Source organism: Lactiplantibacillus modestisalitolerans (genome assembly GCF_005405425.1).
GTDB lineage: Bacteria > Bacillota > Bacilli > Lactobacillales > Lactobacillaceae > Lactiplantibacillus > Lactiplantibacillus modestisalitolerans.
On record NZ_BJEA01000003.1, the window covers coordinates 125,162 to 138,964 of the forward strand.

16 protein-coding genes are annotated in these 13,803 nt (G+C 48.4%); all 16 read left to right on the forward strand.

Annotated elements, in window-relative coordinates; translation table 11 throughout:
* The first annotated feature begins 1 nt into the window (after position 1).
* Positions 2 to 592, forward strand: a complete 591-nt coding sequence (locus tag FFM79_RS02295; RefSeq protein WP_137641852.1) for a TetR/AcrR family transcriptional regulator — start codon at positions 2 to 4, stop codon at positions 590 to 592.
* Positions 589 to 1,803: an MFS transporter gene (locus tag FFM79_RS02300; protein WP_170177350.1), complete on the forward strand. Its 1,215-nt coding sequence runs from the start codon at positions 589 to 591 to the stop codon at positions 1,801 to 1,803. The genes FFM79_RS02295 and FFM79_RS02300 overlap by 4 nt, the downstream gene beginning before the upstream one ends.
* On the forward strand, positions 1,787 to 2,011 hold the full coding sequence (locus tag FFM79_RS02305; protein WP_137641854.1) for a hypothetical protein: 225 nt from the start codon (positions 1,787 to 1,789) through the stop codon (positions 2,009 to 2,011). Before FFM79_RS02300 ends, FFM79_RS02305 begins: the two co-directional genes overlap by 17 nt.
* Positions 2,004 to 3,218 carry an MFS transporter gene (locus tag FFM79_RS02310; RefSeq protein ID WP_225424354.1) on the forward strand — a complete coding sequence of 405 codons (1,215 nt, stop codon included), beginning with the start codon at positions 2,004 to 2,006 and terminating at the stop codon, positions 3,216 to 3,218. Before FFM79_RS02305 ends, FFM79_RS02310 begins: the two co-directional genes overlap by 8 nt.
* A 108-nt stretch (positions 3,219 to 3,326) precedes the next feature.
* Positions 3,327 to 4,766, forward strand: a complete 1,440-nt coding sequence (locus FFM79_RS02315) for a nicotinate phosphoribosyltransferase (RefSeq protein ID WP_225424355.1) — start codon at positions 3,327 to 3,329, stop codon at positions 4,764 to 4,766.
* Between the two features lie 498 nt (positions 4,767 to 5,264).
* The gene (fabZ, locus tag FFM79_RS02320) at positions 5,265 to 5,711 is read left to right on the forward strand and encodes a 3-hydroxyacyl-ACP dehydratase FabZ (RefSeq protein WP_137641855.1); all 447 of its coding nucleotides are present in this window, start codon (positions 5,265 to 5,267) and stop codon (positions 5,709 to 5,711) included.
* A gap of 58 nt (positions 5,712 to 5,769) precedes the next feature.
* Positions 5,770 to 6,744: a beta-ketoacyl-ACP synthase III gene (locus FFM79_RS02325; RefSeq protein ID WP_137641856.1), complete on the forward strand. Its 975-nt coding sequence runs from the start codon at positions 5,770 to 5,772 to the stop codon at positions 6,742 to 6,744.
* 43 nt (positions 6,745 to 6,787) lie between these two features.
* Positions 6,788 to 7,039: an acyl carrier protein gene (gene acpP / locus FFM79_RS02330; protein ID WP_137641857.1), complete on the forward strand. Its 252-nt coding sequence runs from the start codon at positions 6,788 to 6,790 to the stop codon at positions 7,037 to 7,039.
* Entirely contained in the window at positions 7,039 to 7,968 is a 930-nt protein-coding gene (locus FFM79_RS02335; protein ID WP_137641858.1) for an ACP S-malonyltransferase, read from the forward strand. Before acpP ends, FFM79_RS02335 begins: the two co-directional genes overlap by 1 nt.
* Entirely contained in the window at positions 7,958 to 8,689 is a 732-nt protein-coding gene (gene fabG, locus FFM79_RS02340; RefSeq protein ID WP_137641859.1) for a 3-oxoacyl-ACP reductase FabG, read from the forward strand. Before FFM79_RS02335 ends, fabG begins: the two co-directional genes overlap by 11 nt.
* Positions 8,690 to 8,711: 22 nt before the next feature.
* Positions 8,712 to 9,941, forward strand: a complete 1,230-nt coding sequence (gene fabF, locus FFM79_RS02345) for a beta-ketoacyl-ACP synthase II (RefSeq protein ID WP_137641860.1) — start codon at positions 8,712 to 8,714, stop codon at positions 9,939 to 9,941.
* Positions 9,942 to 9,945: 4 nt separating this feature from the next.
* Positions 9,946 to 10,395 carry an acetyl-CoA carboxylase biotin carboxyl carrier protein gene (locus FFM79_RS02350; protein ID WP_137641861.1) on the forward strand — a complete coding sequence of 150 codons (450 nt, stop codon included), beginning with the start codon at positions 9,946 to 9,948 and terminating at the stop codon, positions 10,393 to 10,395.
* Positions 10,396 to 10,397: 2 nt separating this feature from the next.
* Positions 10,398 to 10,811 (forward strand): 3-hydroxyacyl-ACP dehydratase FabZ family protein, encoded by a 414-nt coding sequence (locus FFM79_RS02355; RefSeq protein WP_137641862.1) that lies wholly within the window; start codon positions 10,398 to 10,400, stop codon positions 10,809 to 10,811.
* Between the two features lie 16 nt (positions 10,812 to 10,827).
* Positions 10,828 to 12,252 carry an acetyl-CoA carboxylase biotin carboxylase subunit gene (locus FFM79_RS02360; protein WP_225424356.1) on the forward strand — a complete coding sequence of 475 codons (1,425 nt, stop codon included), beginning with the start codon at positions 10,828 to 10,830 and terminating at the stop codon, positions 12,250 to 12,252.
* Entirely contained in the window at positions 12,194 to 13,030 is an 837-nt protein-coding gene (locus FFM79_RS02365; RefSeq protein ID WP_137641863.1) for an acetyl-CoA carboxylase carboxyltransferase subunit beta, read from the forward strand. The genes FFM79_RS02360 and FFM79_RS02365 overlap by 59 nt, the downstream gene beginning before the upstream one ends.
* Positions 13,023 to 13,796: a carboxyl transferase domain-containing protein gene (locus FFM79_RS02370; RefSeq protein WP_137641864.1), complete on the forward strand. Its 774-nt coding sequence runs from the start codon at positions 13,023 to 13,025 to the stop codon at positions 13,794 to 13,796. The genes FFM79_RS02365 and FFM79_RS02370 overlap by 8 nt, the downstream gene beginning before the upstream one ends.
* Positions 13,797 to 13,803: the final 7 nt, after the last annotated feature.

Sequence of the window (13,803 nt, forward strand, 5' to 3'; positions counted from 1 at the left end):
AATGAGTCGGCATAAAAAAATGGACCGTCGAACCAGATACACCATCGAAATGATCAAAGAAGCTTTTTTAACACTGGTTAATCAAGAACCCTTCGTTAAAATTACGATTAGTGAAATTTGTCGAACCGCGGACATTACCCGGTCAACTTTTTACCTTCACTTTAGTTCCATAACCGATTTACTTAATGAAGTCATTGACGACGCACTACATTTATCTTGCAGTTCTAAGGTGATCGAACGGGAATACCTCAAAGAAAATGAATCACTGTTACCGGTTTGTCAGCGCGTCGGTGACTCGCCTAAGTACCGGCACCTATTAATGGATCCTGACTTAAGTGAATATATTGTTGGTCGAATTAAAGCGCATGAACATCAATACGTTGTTCCGGAAATTATCAGGAAAACCAATCTACCAAAAGACGTTGCCGAATCTTTGTTTACCTACATGATTTACGGATCATTTGCGGTAAATCGGCTACACCATTTTTCAAAGGATGCCAACTGGCAGCGAGATATGGAGATATTAAATCATTTTACCGACGCTGGGTATAACAGCTTTGGTATTGGTAATGGTGGGGGCGCATCAAATTGACTAAAAAATCGATTGGACTATTAGCAATTGCGCTAGTCACCTTAATCACCTCGCTGGACGCGTCCATTGTTAATGTTGCGGCGCCTATAATGGCTAAGGACTTAGCGGTTTCAACCAGTATGATCGAATGGGTTATCTCAATCTATTTAATGATCATTGCTGCTTTAATCATGTTTTTTGGTCATTTAGGAGATGTCATTGGTAAGGTTAAAGTTTTTCAACTAGGGACCATCATTTTTACAATTGGATCGTTGTTTGCAGGAATTAGAATAGGATTCGGGGTACTTTTGATTAGTCGGGGTATTCAAGCTATCGGTGCCGCAATGACAATGTCAAATAATTTTGGGATTACAACCGAAATCTTTTCCAAGAAGAATCGGGGACTTGCGCTCTCAATCTTGACAACTTTTTTTGCGCTTGGTTCAATCATCGGGCCGTCACTAGGTGGTCTTATCCTGAGTGTCGGGAGTTGGTCCTACTTATTCTGGATCAACGTGCCAATTGGCGGCTTCGCGCTATTGCTTGGGGTTATTACCTTACCACACCGTACTCCGAGACAATCCAAAGAAAAACTGGATATTATCGGTGCTATCATCTTTACTTTGCTGATATGTTTATTTTTCTACACCTTAATGCGCATCCAAACGCAGGGGATTTGGACGCGCCGCTTTGCCTTGTCCCTATTAATTATCTTGGTGCTTGCCACTGCATTCATTCAGCGGGAAAAATCGGTAGTAGCACCGCTCCTTAATTTGGATATTTTTAAAAATGCTGATTTTTCAATGGGAGTAGTTGCCGCAATGCTTTCATTCGTTGTTGGTTTTACGTGTAGCGTGATGATGCCTTACTACTTGATAAATGCTCGGCATTTAAGTACTAGCTTCGCAGGGCTTTTATTAATCATTATTCCAGTTACTTTGGCTGTAGTTGGCCCGGTTGGTGGACTATTAGCCGATAAGTATGGTGGCGAAAGAATCTCAATGATTGGGTTGCTTTTCTTGATTACTGCGCAAATCATGATTGTTTCCTTTAAGTTAACGACCCCGTTCTGGTTCTTCGTTGTGATGTCGCTACTTTATGGGATTGGCATGGGGCTGTTTCAAGCGCCTAATAATACTGTCATCATGACCGCGGTTGAAAAAAAAGTTTTTAGGAGTTGCTGGCAGTGTGAACTCGTTTGCCCGGAATTTAGGGATGGAATTAGGCGCTAGCTTAGCTACCGTCACGCTTTATGGTGTGATGAGTTGGCAAGCTGGTCAAAGGATTGGTGATTATCCAGTCAATGATGATCACTTATTTATGATTGGTTTCAAAGCAGCGTTTATGCTCGCACTAGTTGCTGCGACTATCGCTGAAATCATCACAGTTACGAGGTATATGAAACATCATTTAAAAAATAATAAGAAATGGATTGATTAGAATTAAATCGTTAAATTATCGCGTACAGGCCACCATTTTAGTTTTTGTTACTTTTATGCTGGGCTGTAATGAATTCATGGTCGTTGGAATACTTTCGGATATTTCAAACGGTCTTAATGTTGCTCAATCGCTGGTTGGATTTTTGGTCACAGCATTTGCTGTTGTTTATGCCTTAAGTACGCCAGTAATTAATTTATTGACCAGTAAGTTTAACCATTATTCAACCTTGTTACTCTTAATGGTTGTCTTCTTTGTTGGAAATACCTTGAGTGCAATGTCGTTTAATTACGCTTTCATGTTTGTTTCAAGAATTTTAACGGCTAGTGTCTCGGGGGTAATTGCTTCGCTGATGATGACATTTGCTAACGAAATTGCACCACTTGAAAAAAGAGCTGGATTGGTATCAGCCGTATTTGCCGGATCGAGTATTGCTTCGGTCATTGGCGTACCAATCGGTACAATTATTAGCTCGCACTATGGCTGGCGAATGACTTTCATCGTTATATCAGTGATCACGATCTTCTTATTTGTTCTTCAAGCTTTATTTTTACCCAAGCGTTCTGAACAAGTGAGCGGAACGATTAGTGACCAATTAACGATATTAAAAGAGCCCCAAATTATTTGGGGGATTTTATTGGTCGTCTTCTCAGCAGCCATCATGTATTCTTACTACACCTATATTCAACCGATTTTAACGACACTTTTAGGGTTTAGTAGCAATAATATTGATTGGCTTTTAGGATTAATTGGTCTAATGATGGTCATTAGTAACATTCTTGCTGGCGTCTTAGCCAATCACGGTGGTCTAAAGCGGTTACCGATTTTCTATATTCTTGATGCGATAATTTTAGCGGTATTTCCGTTGTTCGTATCGTCGAAAATAGTTGATTATTTCCTATTACTGGCAATCAGTCTGATTGTGACTCTGCTTAATGCGCCAATTCAACTACACTTTTTAAACGTTGCGGAACAGAAGTATCCCCAATCAATTGTTTTTGCTTCCTCATTTCCGATGATCTTTTTTCAAGTCGGTATTTCGCTTGGCTCTGCCGCAGCTTCACTGTTTATGTCGCCATTAGGCTTAGAAAAAATCAGTATCGTTGGTGTAATCTTTTCATTAATCGCACTTGTTGTTTTAATTCTGCTTAATCGTGCGATCGGTCGAAGTCAAAATTATATTCATGCAGATGAAAGTCGGAACCAATAATTAATGGTAGGTTGCTCTTTATGAACAATGATTAATTGGTAACTTCCACAGAGTATTTAGTGATAAATAATTGCTAGTTTGAACAACTGATTAGGAGGTAATCGAGGCGTGGAAACAAGGCGTAACTTAACATTGCATACCGATTTATATGAAATTAACATGATTGAAACGTACTGGCGTCAGCACGTTGCCACCCGCAAGGCCGTCTTTGAACTTTACTTTAGAAAGCTACCGTTTAAAAACGGTTATGCGATTTTTGCGGGGTTGGCGCGCATCATTGAATATTTAGAACAACTGAAATTCACTAATGATGATTTAGACTATCTAAAGAAAATTGGCTATCAGGCCGATTTCTTAAATTATTTAGCTCAATATCATTTTTCGGCAACGGTACGGTCGGTTCCGGAGGGGGCGGTCGTTTTTGCGAATGAGCCGTTAATCCAGGTCGAAGGCAACATTGTTGATGCGCAGTTAGTCGAAACGGCGTTCCTAAACTTTGTTAATTATCAGACCTTGATTGCAACGAAGGCGGCCAGAATTAAGAACGTTGCGGGTGATGATTTGCTATTGGAATTTGGGTCCCGGAGAGCCCAAGAAACCGACGCGGCTTTTTGGGGCGCACGAGCGGCGTACATCAGTGGTTTTGATGCCACTAGTAACGTTAAGGCCGGAGAAAAATTTGGTATTCCCGTCAGCGGAACGCACGCGCACTCCCTAGTTCAGGCCTTTGGCAGTGATTATGCGGCTTTTAAAGCGTACGCGTTAACACACCGGGACAGTGTCTTCCTCGTTGATACGTTTGATACGTTGCAAAGTGGTGTACCGGCAGCCATCAAGGTTGCCAAAGAGTTTAAAAATCAAACTAATTTCTTAGGTGTCCGGATCGATTCGGGTGACATGGCAGCCTTATCGAAGCAGGTTCGTTACCAATTAGATCAAGCGGGTTTTGAGGATGCTAAGATCTATGCTTCTAATGACTTAGATGAACGCACCATTCTGAATTTAAAGATGCAGGATGCTAAAATTGATGTTTGGGGAGTCGGCACTAAGTTAATTACGGGCTTTGATCAGCCCGCATTGGGTGGTGTATATAAGCTAGTTGCCATGGAAGACGCGCATGGTCATATGCGGGGGACGCTTAAACTTTCAAATAATGTCGCTAAAATATCGACACCGGGGAAGAAGCAAATTTGGCGGATTACGCGTAAAGATGATACTAAGTTTAAGGGTGATTACATTGCGACTGCTGAGGAAAATCTCCGAACGGCGGGACAGATTGAGCTGTTTGATCCGGAACATCCTTACATGAATCAAACCATCCGTGATTTTAAAGCAAAGCCACTATTACAGGAAATTTTTAAGCATGGTAAGCTAATTTATTCACAGCCAAAAATAGCGGAGATTAGGCGCTACACCGCAACAGCGCTTGAGCGGTTATGGCCCGAATATAAGCGGCAGCTCAATCCACAGGAATATCCCGTGCACTTATCACGAAAGCTGTATCAACAAAAGATTGCGCTTATTCAGCAGATTCATCAAACGTTGTGAGTAGTTTGACGCTTTAAAAGTAACGATTTAGCTGGTCCTTTAAAACGCAATGCTCAATTGCTCCCTTGCGCTGCAACTAACCTCACCGGGCTACCGCAAGAATACGAGTAACTAGTTGGTTTGAATTCTGCATTCGTGATTGGATTTAGCTAGTTACCGCAGTTTGATTAATTTTAGGAGACAATTAGCCATCAGAACGGTGTTAAATGCCATTAGAAATAAACTGCTTTAGTCAAAATAGCTGGATGTAGTACATTATAAACTTTATAGTAAATTTAACGATTCTCATCAGTTTATGATGGTGATTTGTTAACTAACTCGGTCGCAATTTTTTAAAATTGCGGCTTTTTTTAGTTGGTTCAACGGCACGCTTTACAATGCTTTGAGCATTTTAGGACTTAAACTGACCATTTCAGTTTTAGAAGTTCTGATTGACAACTTTTTGGTCAACGGATAACTTAATGCCATTCCCAAACGCCACGAAAGGAGCGCTAAGCAATGAGTGTTTTAGAAGCAAGTGAAATTATGCAATTAATACCAAACCGTTACCCGATTTTATTTATGGATCGGGTCGACGAACTAACGCCGGGAGAAGCCATCGTGGTTACTAAGAACGTCACGATCAACGAGTCTTTTTTTCAGGGGCATTTCCCGGGGAACCCGGTAATGCCGGGCGTTTTAATTATTGAGGCGCTCGCACAAGCCGCATCAATTTTAATTTTAAAATCGGCGCAATTTAAAGGGCAGACGGCCTACTTGGGTGCGATTAAGCGGGCCAAGTTTCGTCAAATCGTGCGGCCCGGCGACGTTTTAAAACTGCACGTTCAATTTGAAAAGCAGCGAGCCAACATGGGCATCGTCAGTTGTCAAGCGTTGGTTGGCGATAAAGTAGCCTGCGAAACTGAGCTGACGTTTATTGTCAATCCCAAGGCAACAACTGATTAGAAAGGTGGTGCACGCAGCGGGGGCGCGTTTGGGCGAATTTTTCCCCGTTGCTTAAAGCATGACAGCAACATTTACAATTACGGCCAGTGCGGCCGCAGTTCCCGCAAAAGTATTGCCTAACGTGCAGTTGACTAACTGGCTTGAAACGTCCGACGAGTGGATCACGCAACGGACGGGGATTCAGCAGCGACACGTTGCGACTACTGAAACGACGACCAGTTTGGCCGTTGCGGTGGGCCGTCAGCTGCTAGCTAATGCACGGCTGGCAGCGCGGGACGTGGATCTAATCGTGGTGGCAACCATGTCACCGGATCAACTAACCCCCGCAACCGCGACCCAGGTGCAAGCCGCACTAGGCGCGGAGAACGCAGTGGCTTTTGACATTAACGCCGCGTGCGCCGGGTTCGTATACGGCTTGCAGGTCGTCCACCAGATGTTAGGAGTTGGCCAGACTGCGTTACTCATTGGAAGTGAAACGTTGAGTCGCCTAGTAGATTGGCACGACCGCCGAACCGCCGTGTTATTTGGCGATGGTGCGGGGGGCGTGGTCGTCCACCGGTCTAAAGCTGGTCCGGGGCATTGGCTAGGTGACCACTTTGCTACGGAAGGACGCCTAGGTCATTACTTACAGGCCGGCCAGTTTCCGCAGGTGAATCCCTGGCAAACGGCTTCAGCTGAATTAAAGTGGGCGTTTCAAATGGACGGGCGCCGGGTTTATGACTTTGCGACTAAGCGCGTGCCTGATTCAATTCAACGGGCGTTAATGGCCGCTGGCGTTGCCCCGGAACAGGTTCAGCAGTACGTCCTGCATCAGGCAAATGCCAGAATCATTAAGAGTGTGGCGCGAAAATTAGACTTAGCAGCTAGCCAATGCCCAATCAATATTGCGCAATATGGCAATACGGCGGCAGCGAGTGAGCCCATCTTATTTGCGGAATTGATGGCCCAGGGTGCAATCAAGCGCGGTGACAAAGTCGTTTTTAGCGGCTTTGGTGGCGGTCTATCAGTTGGTAGTGTCGTCATTGAGTTTTAAGTTTAGAAAAAATAATTTTAGCAATTTATTGGAGGAATTAACCATGACAACTGAACAAATTTTTAACGACGTTAAAGCACTAATGAGTGATCAATTGGACGTTGCAACGGAAAAAATCACGATGAATACTAATTTTACTGAGGATTTAGACTTAGACAGTTTGGACGTGTTTGAAGTCATTGATCAGCTTGAAGATCAATTTGACATTGAGATTGAAACTGATGACAAGCTGGCTACGGTTGGTGATTTAGTTCAATACGTGGCAACCCACTTACCGGATCGCGAGGCGAAATAATGACAACCGCAATCATTTTTAGTGGCCAGGGTCAAGCGACTGCTGGGATGGGGGCGCAGTTGTACGCACACGAACCGGTGTACCGAGCGGTCATCGATCGAATTGACACTCAGCTGAAATGGTCTTTACAAGTTGATGACGAGTGGGTAGCCGATGCCACTAGGGTACCGGTAGCGATTACCGCGATGAACTTGGCATTATTTAAATTAGTCACAATGAAGGGAGGCACCCCCCAAGTGATGAGTGGACTCAGTTTAGGGGCTTATAGTGCACTAATGGCGGCGGGGGCCATCAGTTTGACGGATGGTATCAAAATCGTTGCGGAGCGTGCGCGGTATATGCAACGGGCAGGTTTACAACGTCCCGGTTCAATGGCCGCCGTCTTGGGGGCCACGCCCGAACTTATTCAACAAGCTTGTCAGGCTGCTAGTTCACGTGGCACCGTCTGTCCCGCTAATTATAATTCGCCGACGGAAACGGTGATTGGTGGTGACGCCGCGGCCGTTGAGGCGGCTAGTACGTTTTTAAAGGCGCAGGGGGTTAAACACGTGGTACCGCTAACGCTGACGGTTGCTTCCCATACGCCGCTCATGCAACCAGCGGCGGAGGCCCTCGCCAAACGTTTGAACTTTTTGAACGTTCGCGAACCGCAAATCCCGGTAATTAGTGATACGACGGTGCAACCGTTTGATGCGCAGAGCCTTAAGGCCACGTTAGTTGAGCAACTAACGCACCCCACCCATTTTGGGGATTGCTTACAGACGCTAGCCGCTCGTAACGTGACAACGGTCATTCAATTAGGTCCGGGAACGGCCCTAGCTAAATTAGCGCGGCGCGCGTTAACGGACGTCCGGGTGATGCGAATTGCCAGTTTCGAAGATTGGCAACGAGTCCAATCGCAATTGGGAGGTGCCTTGAATGACGAATAAGCGCCCCGTTTACTTGGTGACCGGTGCGGCTAAGGGGATTGGACTGGCAACCGTGCAACGGTTAGCACCCCAAGCGGAACACGTGGTCATGAACGTTCATCGGCCAATTGTGACTGAGCACTGGGCCGCGCTGACTGCGATTTATCCCAATATTAGTCAGTTGGTGGCCGACGTTGGCGATGCTAAGCAGGCCGAACAGCTGGTTAACGAAACCATTGCGCGCCATGGGCGAATCGATGGGCTTGTTAATAATGCGGGGATTACCCGTGATCAGTTAGTGATGCGGATGTCAACGACTGATTTTATGGCCGTTCTACAGACGAATTTAGTGGGGGCGTTCAACGTTTTAAAGCCAACTTTGAAGCAAATGCTTCGGCAACGAAGTGGCGCAATCGTGAACGTCGCCAGCGTAATTGGGAGTCATGGCAACGTCGGGCAAGCTAATTATGCAGCTAGTAAGGCCGGCTTAGTTGGGTTGACAAAAACCGTTGCGCGGGAAGGCGCTCGTCGGCAGGTTCGGTGCAACGCGGTGGCGCCAGGGATGATTGCAACGGCTATGACCGATGCGCTGCCGGAAGCGATTCGGCAGCAAACTTTAACAGAAATTCCGTTAAAGCGGTTTGGCCAACCGGAAGAAATTGCGACGGCCATTGACTTTTTATTACACCAGCCCTATTTAACGGGGCAGGTGTTAACGGTTGATGGTGGCATGACAATGTAACACTGAAAGGAATGAAGCAACCATGCAACAAGAACGCGTCGTTGTTACCGGAATGGGTGCGGTTACGCCCCTTGGTAACGATGCTCAAACGTTTATAGATGAATTGCTGGCGGGCCATTGTGGTTTGGCCCCGATTACGAAATTTGACGCCCAAGCGACCGGCGTTACGGTTGCGGGCGAAGTTAAGGCTTTGCAGCCAGAAAAGTGGCTGGCTAAGAAATTAGCTAACCGGTTGGATTTATTCTCCGTTTACGGTCTGTACAGTGCTAGTGAAGCAATGAATCAGGCCGGTTTAAATGAAGCCAACGTTGATCCAACTCGCTTAGGCGTCATTTATGGGTCCGGAATTGGCGGTTTAACGACCATTGAAGCGCAAGTTATTAAGATGCACGATAAGGGACCACGACGGGTATCGCCGCTGTTCGTCCCAAATTCGATCATTAACATGGTGGCGGGTAACATTGCAATGGCATTTAACGCCCAAAATACGAGTCAAGCCATTGTTACGGCCTGCGCGTCTGGAACCAACGCGATTGGCGATGCTTTTGAGTATCTGCGCCAAGGCAAAGCGGACGTGATGATTAGTGGTGGCGCCGAGGCCTCCGTTAATGAAATTGGAATTGCGGGGTTTGCGTCTCTAACGGCCCTTTCGAAAGTAGCTGATCCTGAACGGGCCTCGCAACCGTTTGATAAACAGCGTTCGGGTTTCGTAATGGGTGAAGGGGGCGCGAGCTTGGTACTCGAAACCCTCAGTCATGCCCAGGCCCGCGGTGCTAAGATTTTAGCTGAAATTGTGGGCTACGGGACGACCAGTGATGCTTATCACATGACGGCGCCGCGGCCGGATGGTGCCGGCGCACGGCGGGCAATGCAGCAGGCGGTCGCGGAAGCCGCAATTACCCCGGCAGACGTGGATTATATTAATGCGCACGGAACGGCCACCCATGCTAATGATGAGGCGGAAGCGCGGGCGATTCGCGACCTGTTCGGCACGAACGTTCGGGTTAGTAGCACCAAGGGGATGACGGGCCACTTGCTAGGAGCTGCCGGCGCGATTGAAGCGGTTGCGACGATTGGCGCCTTGCAGCGACAACAGTTGCCAGTCAACGTGGGTGTAATTGAGCAAGATCCGGCTTGTCCGGTTAATTTGGTGACACCAGCAAACGCGAGCCAGCCAAGCCGCTACGCGTTAAGTAACTCGTTTGGCTTTGGCGGTCACAACGCGGTGTTAGCTTTTCAAAGGTGGGATTAGGAACATGGACGCAACGGAATTAAAGACGATGACGACGCTGATTGAGACGTTTAACGCGTCGAGTGCGCAGGTGTTAACCGTTAAAACGGCGGACTATGAACTGCATTTGAATAAAAAGGATGAACCGCAACCAGTCAGTTCGGCTTTGGCGGCTGGAAAGTCTGCGGTCACGACGAAAGTTCCGACCGCAGCAGCCCCGACCGTGGCGGCGTCGGCCACTAAGGTTACGGCCCCGCTCGTTGGGGTGGCCTACTTAGCGCCTAAGCCAGACCAGGCCCCGTTTGTCCAAGTTGGGACGCACGTTAAGCGCGGTCAGACAGTTTGCGTCATCGAAGCGATGAAGTTGATTAACGAGGTTCCCAGCCCGGTCAGTGGCACGATTAAACGGATCTTCGTTCAAAATGCGGCCATGGTCGAGTATGCGGAACCCCTGTTTGAAATTGAGGAGGATTAGCCATGCCAACCATTGATCAATTAATTCCCCAGCGGCCGCCATTTCAACTCATTGACCGGTTACTTGATTTGGAGCCTGGCGGAGGCGCAACGGCGACGAAGTTAGTGACAATCAACGATTGGTACTTTGATCGAAATGCTGAAGCGCCTAAACGGGTACCACGCCCCCTGATGATTGAAATGTTGGCCCAAACTGGCGCTGCTGCCATTTTAGCAGCAACTGAAAACGGTCAAAACGTTTTCTTAGGAGGCGTTCAGACTGCCACTTTTTATGAAGATGCTCATCCAGGGGACGTGCTAACGGCCAGCGTTCAATTGACCAAGCTTCGTCGCCAAATTGGAAGTGGGCATGGTGAGCTCCGGCGAGCTGGTCAGCTAATTGCGACGGCGGAGCTCCGGTTTGCCATTCAAACTTAAGGGAGGAATCGTGATAGTGAAGACGAAACGGTTTACGAAGGTGTTAGTGGCCAACCGCGGCGAGATTGCCGTGCAAATTATCCGGGCACTACACGAACTTAACATTCAAGCGGTCGCCGTTTATACCCCGGCTGATCAGGATAGTCCGGCCGTTCGGCTAGCAGACGAAGCTGTTTGCATTGGCCCCAATCCAGTAACCGCGTCATATTTGAATATGCAAGCAATTATTAGTGCGGCTAATTTGACCGGCTGTCAAGCGATTCATCCGGGGTACGGTTTTTTATCTGAAAATGCAACTTTTGCCGAGCTATGTGCCGCTTGCCACCTAACTTTTATCGGCCCCAGTGCAGCGCTGATTACCAAGATGGGTGATAAGGAAGCGGCCCGCGAAACGATGCACCGTTTAGGAGTTCCCGTTATTCCAGGCAGTCATCAGGTTATAACGAATTTAGCGGAAGCCGAAACGGTGGCCAAACAATTGGGGTATCCCGTCATGCTCAAAGCGGCTGCTGGAGGTGGTGGTAAGGGCATCCGAACGGTGACGACGGCGCAAGCCATGTCCGCTAATTTTCAATCGGCACAACGGGAAGCCCGAGCTTCGTACTCAGATGACCGGCTGTACGTTGAAAAGATTTTAACGAATGTTAAGCACGTTGAGGTTCAGGTTTTGGCCGATCACTTCGGTCACGTGGTGGCGCTACCGGAACGAGATTGTTCTTTACAACGCCATCATCAAAAAATCATTGAGGAAAGCCCGTGTGCGTTAGTGACGCCCAAGCAACGGCAATGGTTATTGAACTTGGTTGCGACGACAACTAAACGGTTGGGGTATACAAACACGGGTACCTTTGAGTTTTTAATGGATCAGCAGGGCCGTTTTTACTTTTTAGAGATGAACACCCGCTTACAAGTTGAGCACCCGGTGACGGAGATGGTGACCGGCTTAGAGCTAATTAAGTTACAAGTGCGGATTGCGGCTGGACAGCCACTACCGTTACGGCAGGCAGACGTTCAGCTAACCGGGGTCGCCATGGAATGTCGATTCAACGCAGAAGACCCGCAGCATGACTTTCGCCCTCAGCCTGGTACCATCAAGAAATTGGTATTACCAACTGGTTCGTTGGGCGTGCGCATCGATGCTGGCATCGTGCAGGGAAGCTTAATTAGTCCGTTTTATGATTCGATGATTGCCAAAATCGTGGTGCACGGTCCTGACCGGCAACGGGTGTGCCAAAAAATGCAGCGTTGCTTAGCGGAGTTACAGTTGAGCGGACTACAAACGAACCGGCGCTTTTTACACGACCTAGTTGGCAGTCCGCTGGTCCAAACGGCTAAGTATACGACCGAAGGGATTGAAACTCAGTTTATGAAAGGATGGTTGGATGCCCAAACAAAAATTTCGACAACCGACGACCGCGGAGCTACATCGGCGGCAAGCTGATATTCCGGATGCAGTGTTGCAGCAATGCTCAGTTTGTAAAACGACTTGCTATCAGCAAGAGCTTGGCCCATTGCGGGTTTGCCCGCATTGCGGTTATGGTTGGCGGTTGCCAGCTTGGCAACGAATCAAACAATTGACTGATCAATTTGACGAACTGGACCGGGAGCTGACCGTACCGAAGCGCTTTGACGAGCCCCAGTACCGCCAAAAAATCGCTCAGGCGCAAGCCGCTAGTGGGCTAAAGGAAAGTATTGTGACCGGCCGGGCCGTTTTAGCCGGGCAGGCGTTTGGTCTGGGCGTCATGGACGCGCATTTCATGATGGGCAGCCTGGGGGTGACCACGGGTGAAAAAATTTGCCGATTGTTCGCGGATAGTCGCCGGCGCCGGGTACCAGTGGTCCTCGTCACCGCGTCTGGGGGTGCCCGGATGCAGGAGGGGACCCAGGCATTGATGCAGATGGCGAAAGTTTCAGTTGCGGTTAACAAACACCGGAAAGCAGGATTGTTGTATATTACAATCTTGACGGATCCGACCACTGGGGGCGTCACGGCCAGCTTTGCGATGCAGGGCGATGTTATTTTAAGCGAGCCGCGTGCGCTAATTGGTTTTGCGGGTCGTCGTGTGATTGAACAAACCATTCATGAAACGCCGCCGGCTGACTTTCAGCGCGCTGAGACCTTGCTGGCCAATGGCTGGTTAGACCAAATTGTCCCCCGTGCGGAATTGCGCCCGCGGTTAGCGCAATTATTACGGATTGGGGGTGGTCACCATGGTTAAACGAACGGCCTATCAGCAAGTTCAAGCGGCTCGGCGAACGGATAAAATGCAGTTAACCGCTTTAATTACGGGGCTAACAAGTACTTGGTTTGAATTACATGGTGATCGGGAACGCGGTGATGATCCGGCGGTAGTGGCCGGCTTGGGCCGCTTAGCGGATGGCCCGGTCGTCATTGTGGGGATTCGTAAGGGCGCCAATTTAACTGAAAATCAGGCGCGGCACTTTGGCTGTGCCACGCCGATCGGCTACCGCAAGGTGCGGCGGGCCTACCAACTCGCAGCGCAGTTGAAGTGGCCGGTTTTAGCCCTGATTAATACGCCGGGGGCTTATCCGGGCGTGACGGCTGAATATCAGGGCCAGGGGCGCGCGCTTGCGGACTGCCTGACAACGGGCTTAGCTTTGCCAGTGCCAATGGTGAGTGTACTCGTTGGTGAAGGTGGTAGCGGGGGCGCGTTGGCGCTGGCTTGTGGCGACCAGGTGTGGGCGTCGGCCGACAGTACCTATTCGGTGTTATCGCCGGAAGGTTACGCTTCGATTTTATGGAAAGATGCCAAGCGCGCTCCGGCTGCGGCGAAAAAAATGCAATTGACGCCGCAGGATTTAAAGGCAACCGGAATTGTTGAGCGAATTATACCGGAACCGCAAACCCAGCAAGATTGCCAGGACTTGGCAACTGAACTGAACACATGTTTTCAGCAGCTTCAACAATTATCGACCGAGGAACGGTTAGCGCGGCGGGAAGCCCGGTACGCGCAGTTTAAATGAAACGAGG

Coding starts and splice junctions, on each gene's coding strand:
- FFM79_RS02295 (WP_137641852.1), top strand. CDS start 2: ATGAGTCGGCATAAAAAAATGGACCGTCGAACCAGATACACCATCGAA.
- acpP (WP_137641857.1), top strand. CDS start 6,788: ATGACAACTGAACAAATTTTTAACGACGTTAAAGCACTAATGAGTGAT.
- FFM79_RS02355 (WP_137641862.1), top strand. CDS start 10,398: ATGCCAACCATTGATCAATTAATTCCCCAGCGGCCGCCATTTCAACTC.
- fabG (WP_137641859.1), top strand. CDS start 7,958: ATGACGAATAAGCGCCCCGTTTACTTGGTGACCGGTGCGGCTAAGGGG.
- FFM79_RS02365 (WP_137641863.1), top strand. CDS start 12,194: ATGCCCAAACAAAAATTTCGACAACCGACGACCGCGGAGCTACATCGG.
- FFM79_RS02305 (WP_137641854.1), top strand. CDS start 1,787: ATGGAATTAGGCGCTAGCTTAGCTACCGTCACGCTTTATGGTGTGATG.
- fabF (WP_137641860.1), top strand. CDS start 8,712: ATGCAACAAGAACGCGTCGTTGTTACCGGAATGGGTGCGGTTACGCCC.
- FFM79_RS02370 (WP_137641864.1), top strand. CDS start 13,023: ATGGTTAAACGAACGGCCTATCAGCAAGTTCAAGCGGCTCGGCGAACG.
- FFM79_RS02325 (WP_137641856.1), top strand. CDS start 5,770: ATGACAGCAACATTTACAATTACGGCCAGTGCGGCCGCAGTTCCCGCA.
- FFM79_RS02350 (WP_137641861.1), top strand. CDS start 9,946: ATGGACGCAACGGAATTAAAGACGATGACGACGCTGATTGAGACGTTT.
- fabZ (WP_137641855.1), top strand. CDS start 5,265: ATGAGTGTTTTAGAAGCAAGTGAAATTATGCAATTAATACCAAACCGT.
- FFM79_RS02335 (WP_137641858.1), top strand. CDS start 7,039: ATGACAACCGCAATCATTTTTAGTGGCCAGGGTCAAGCGACTGCTGGG.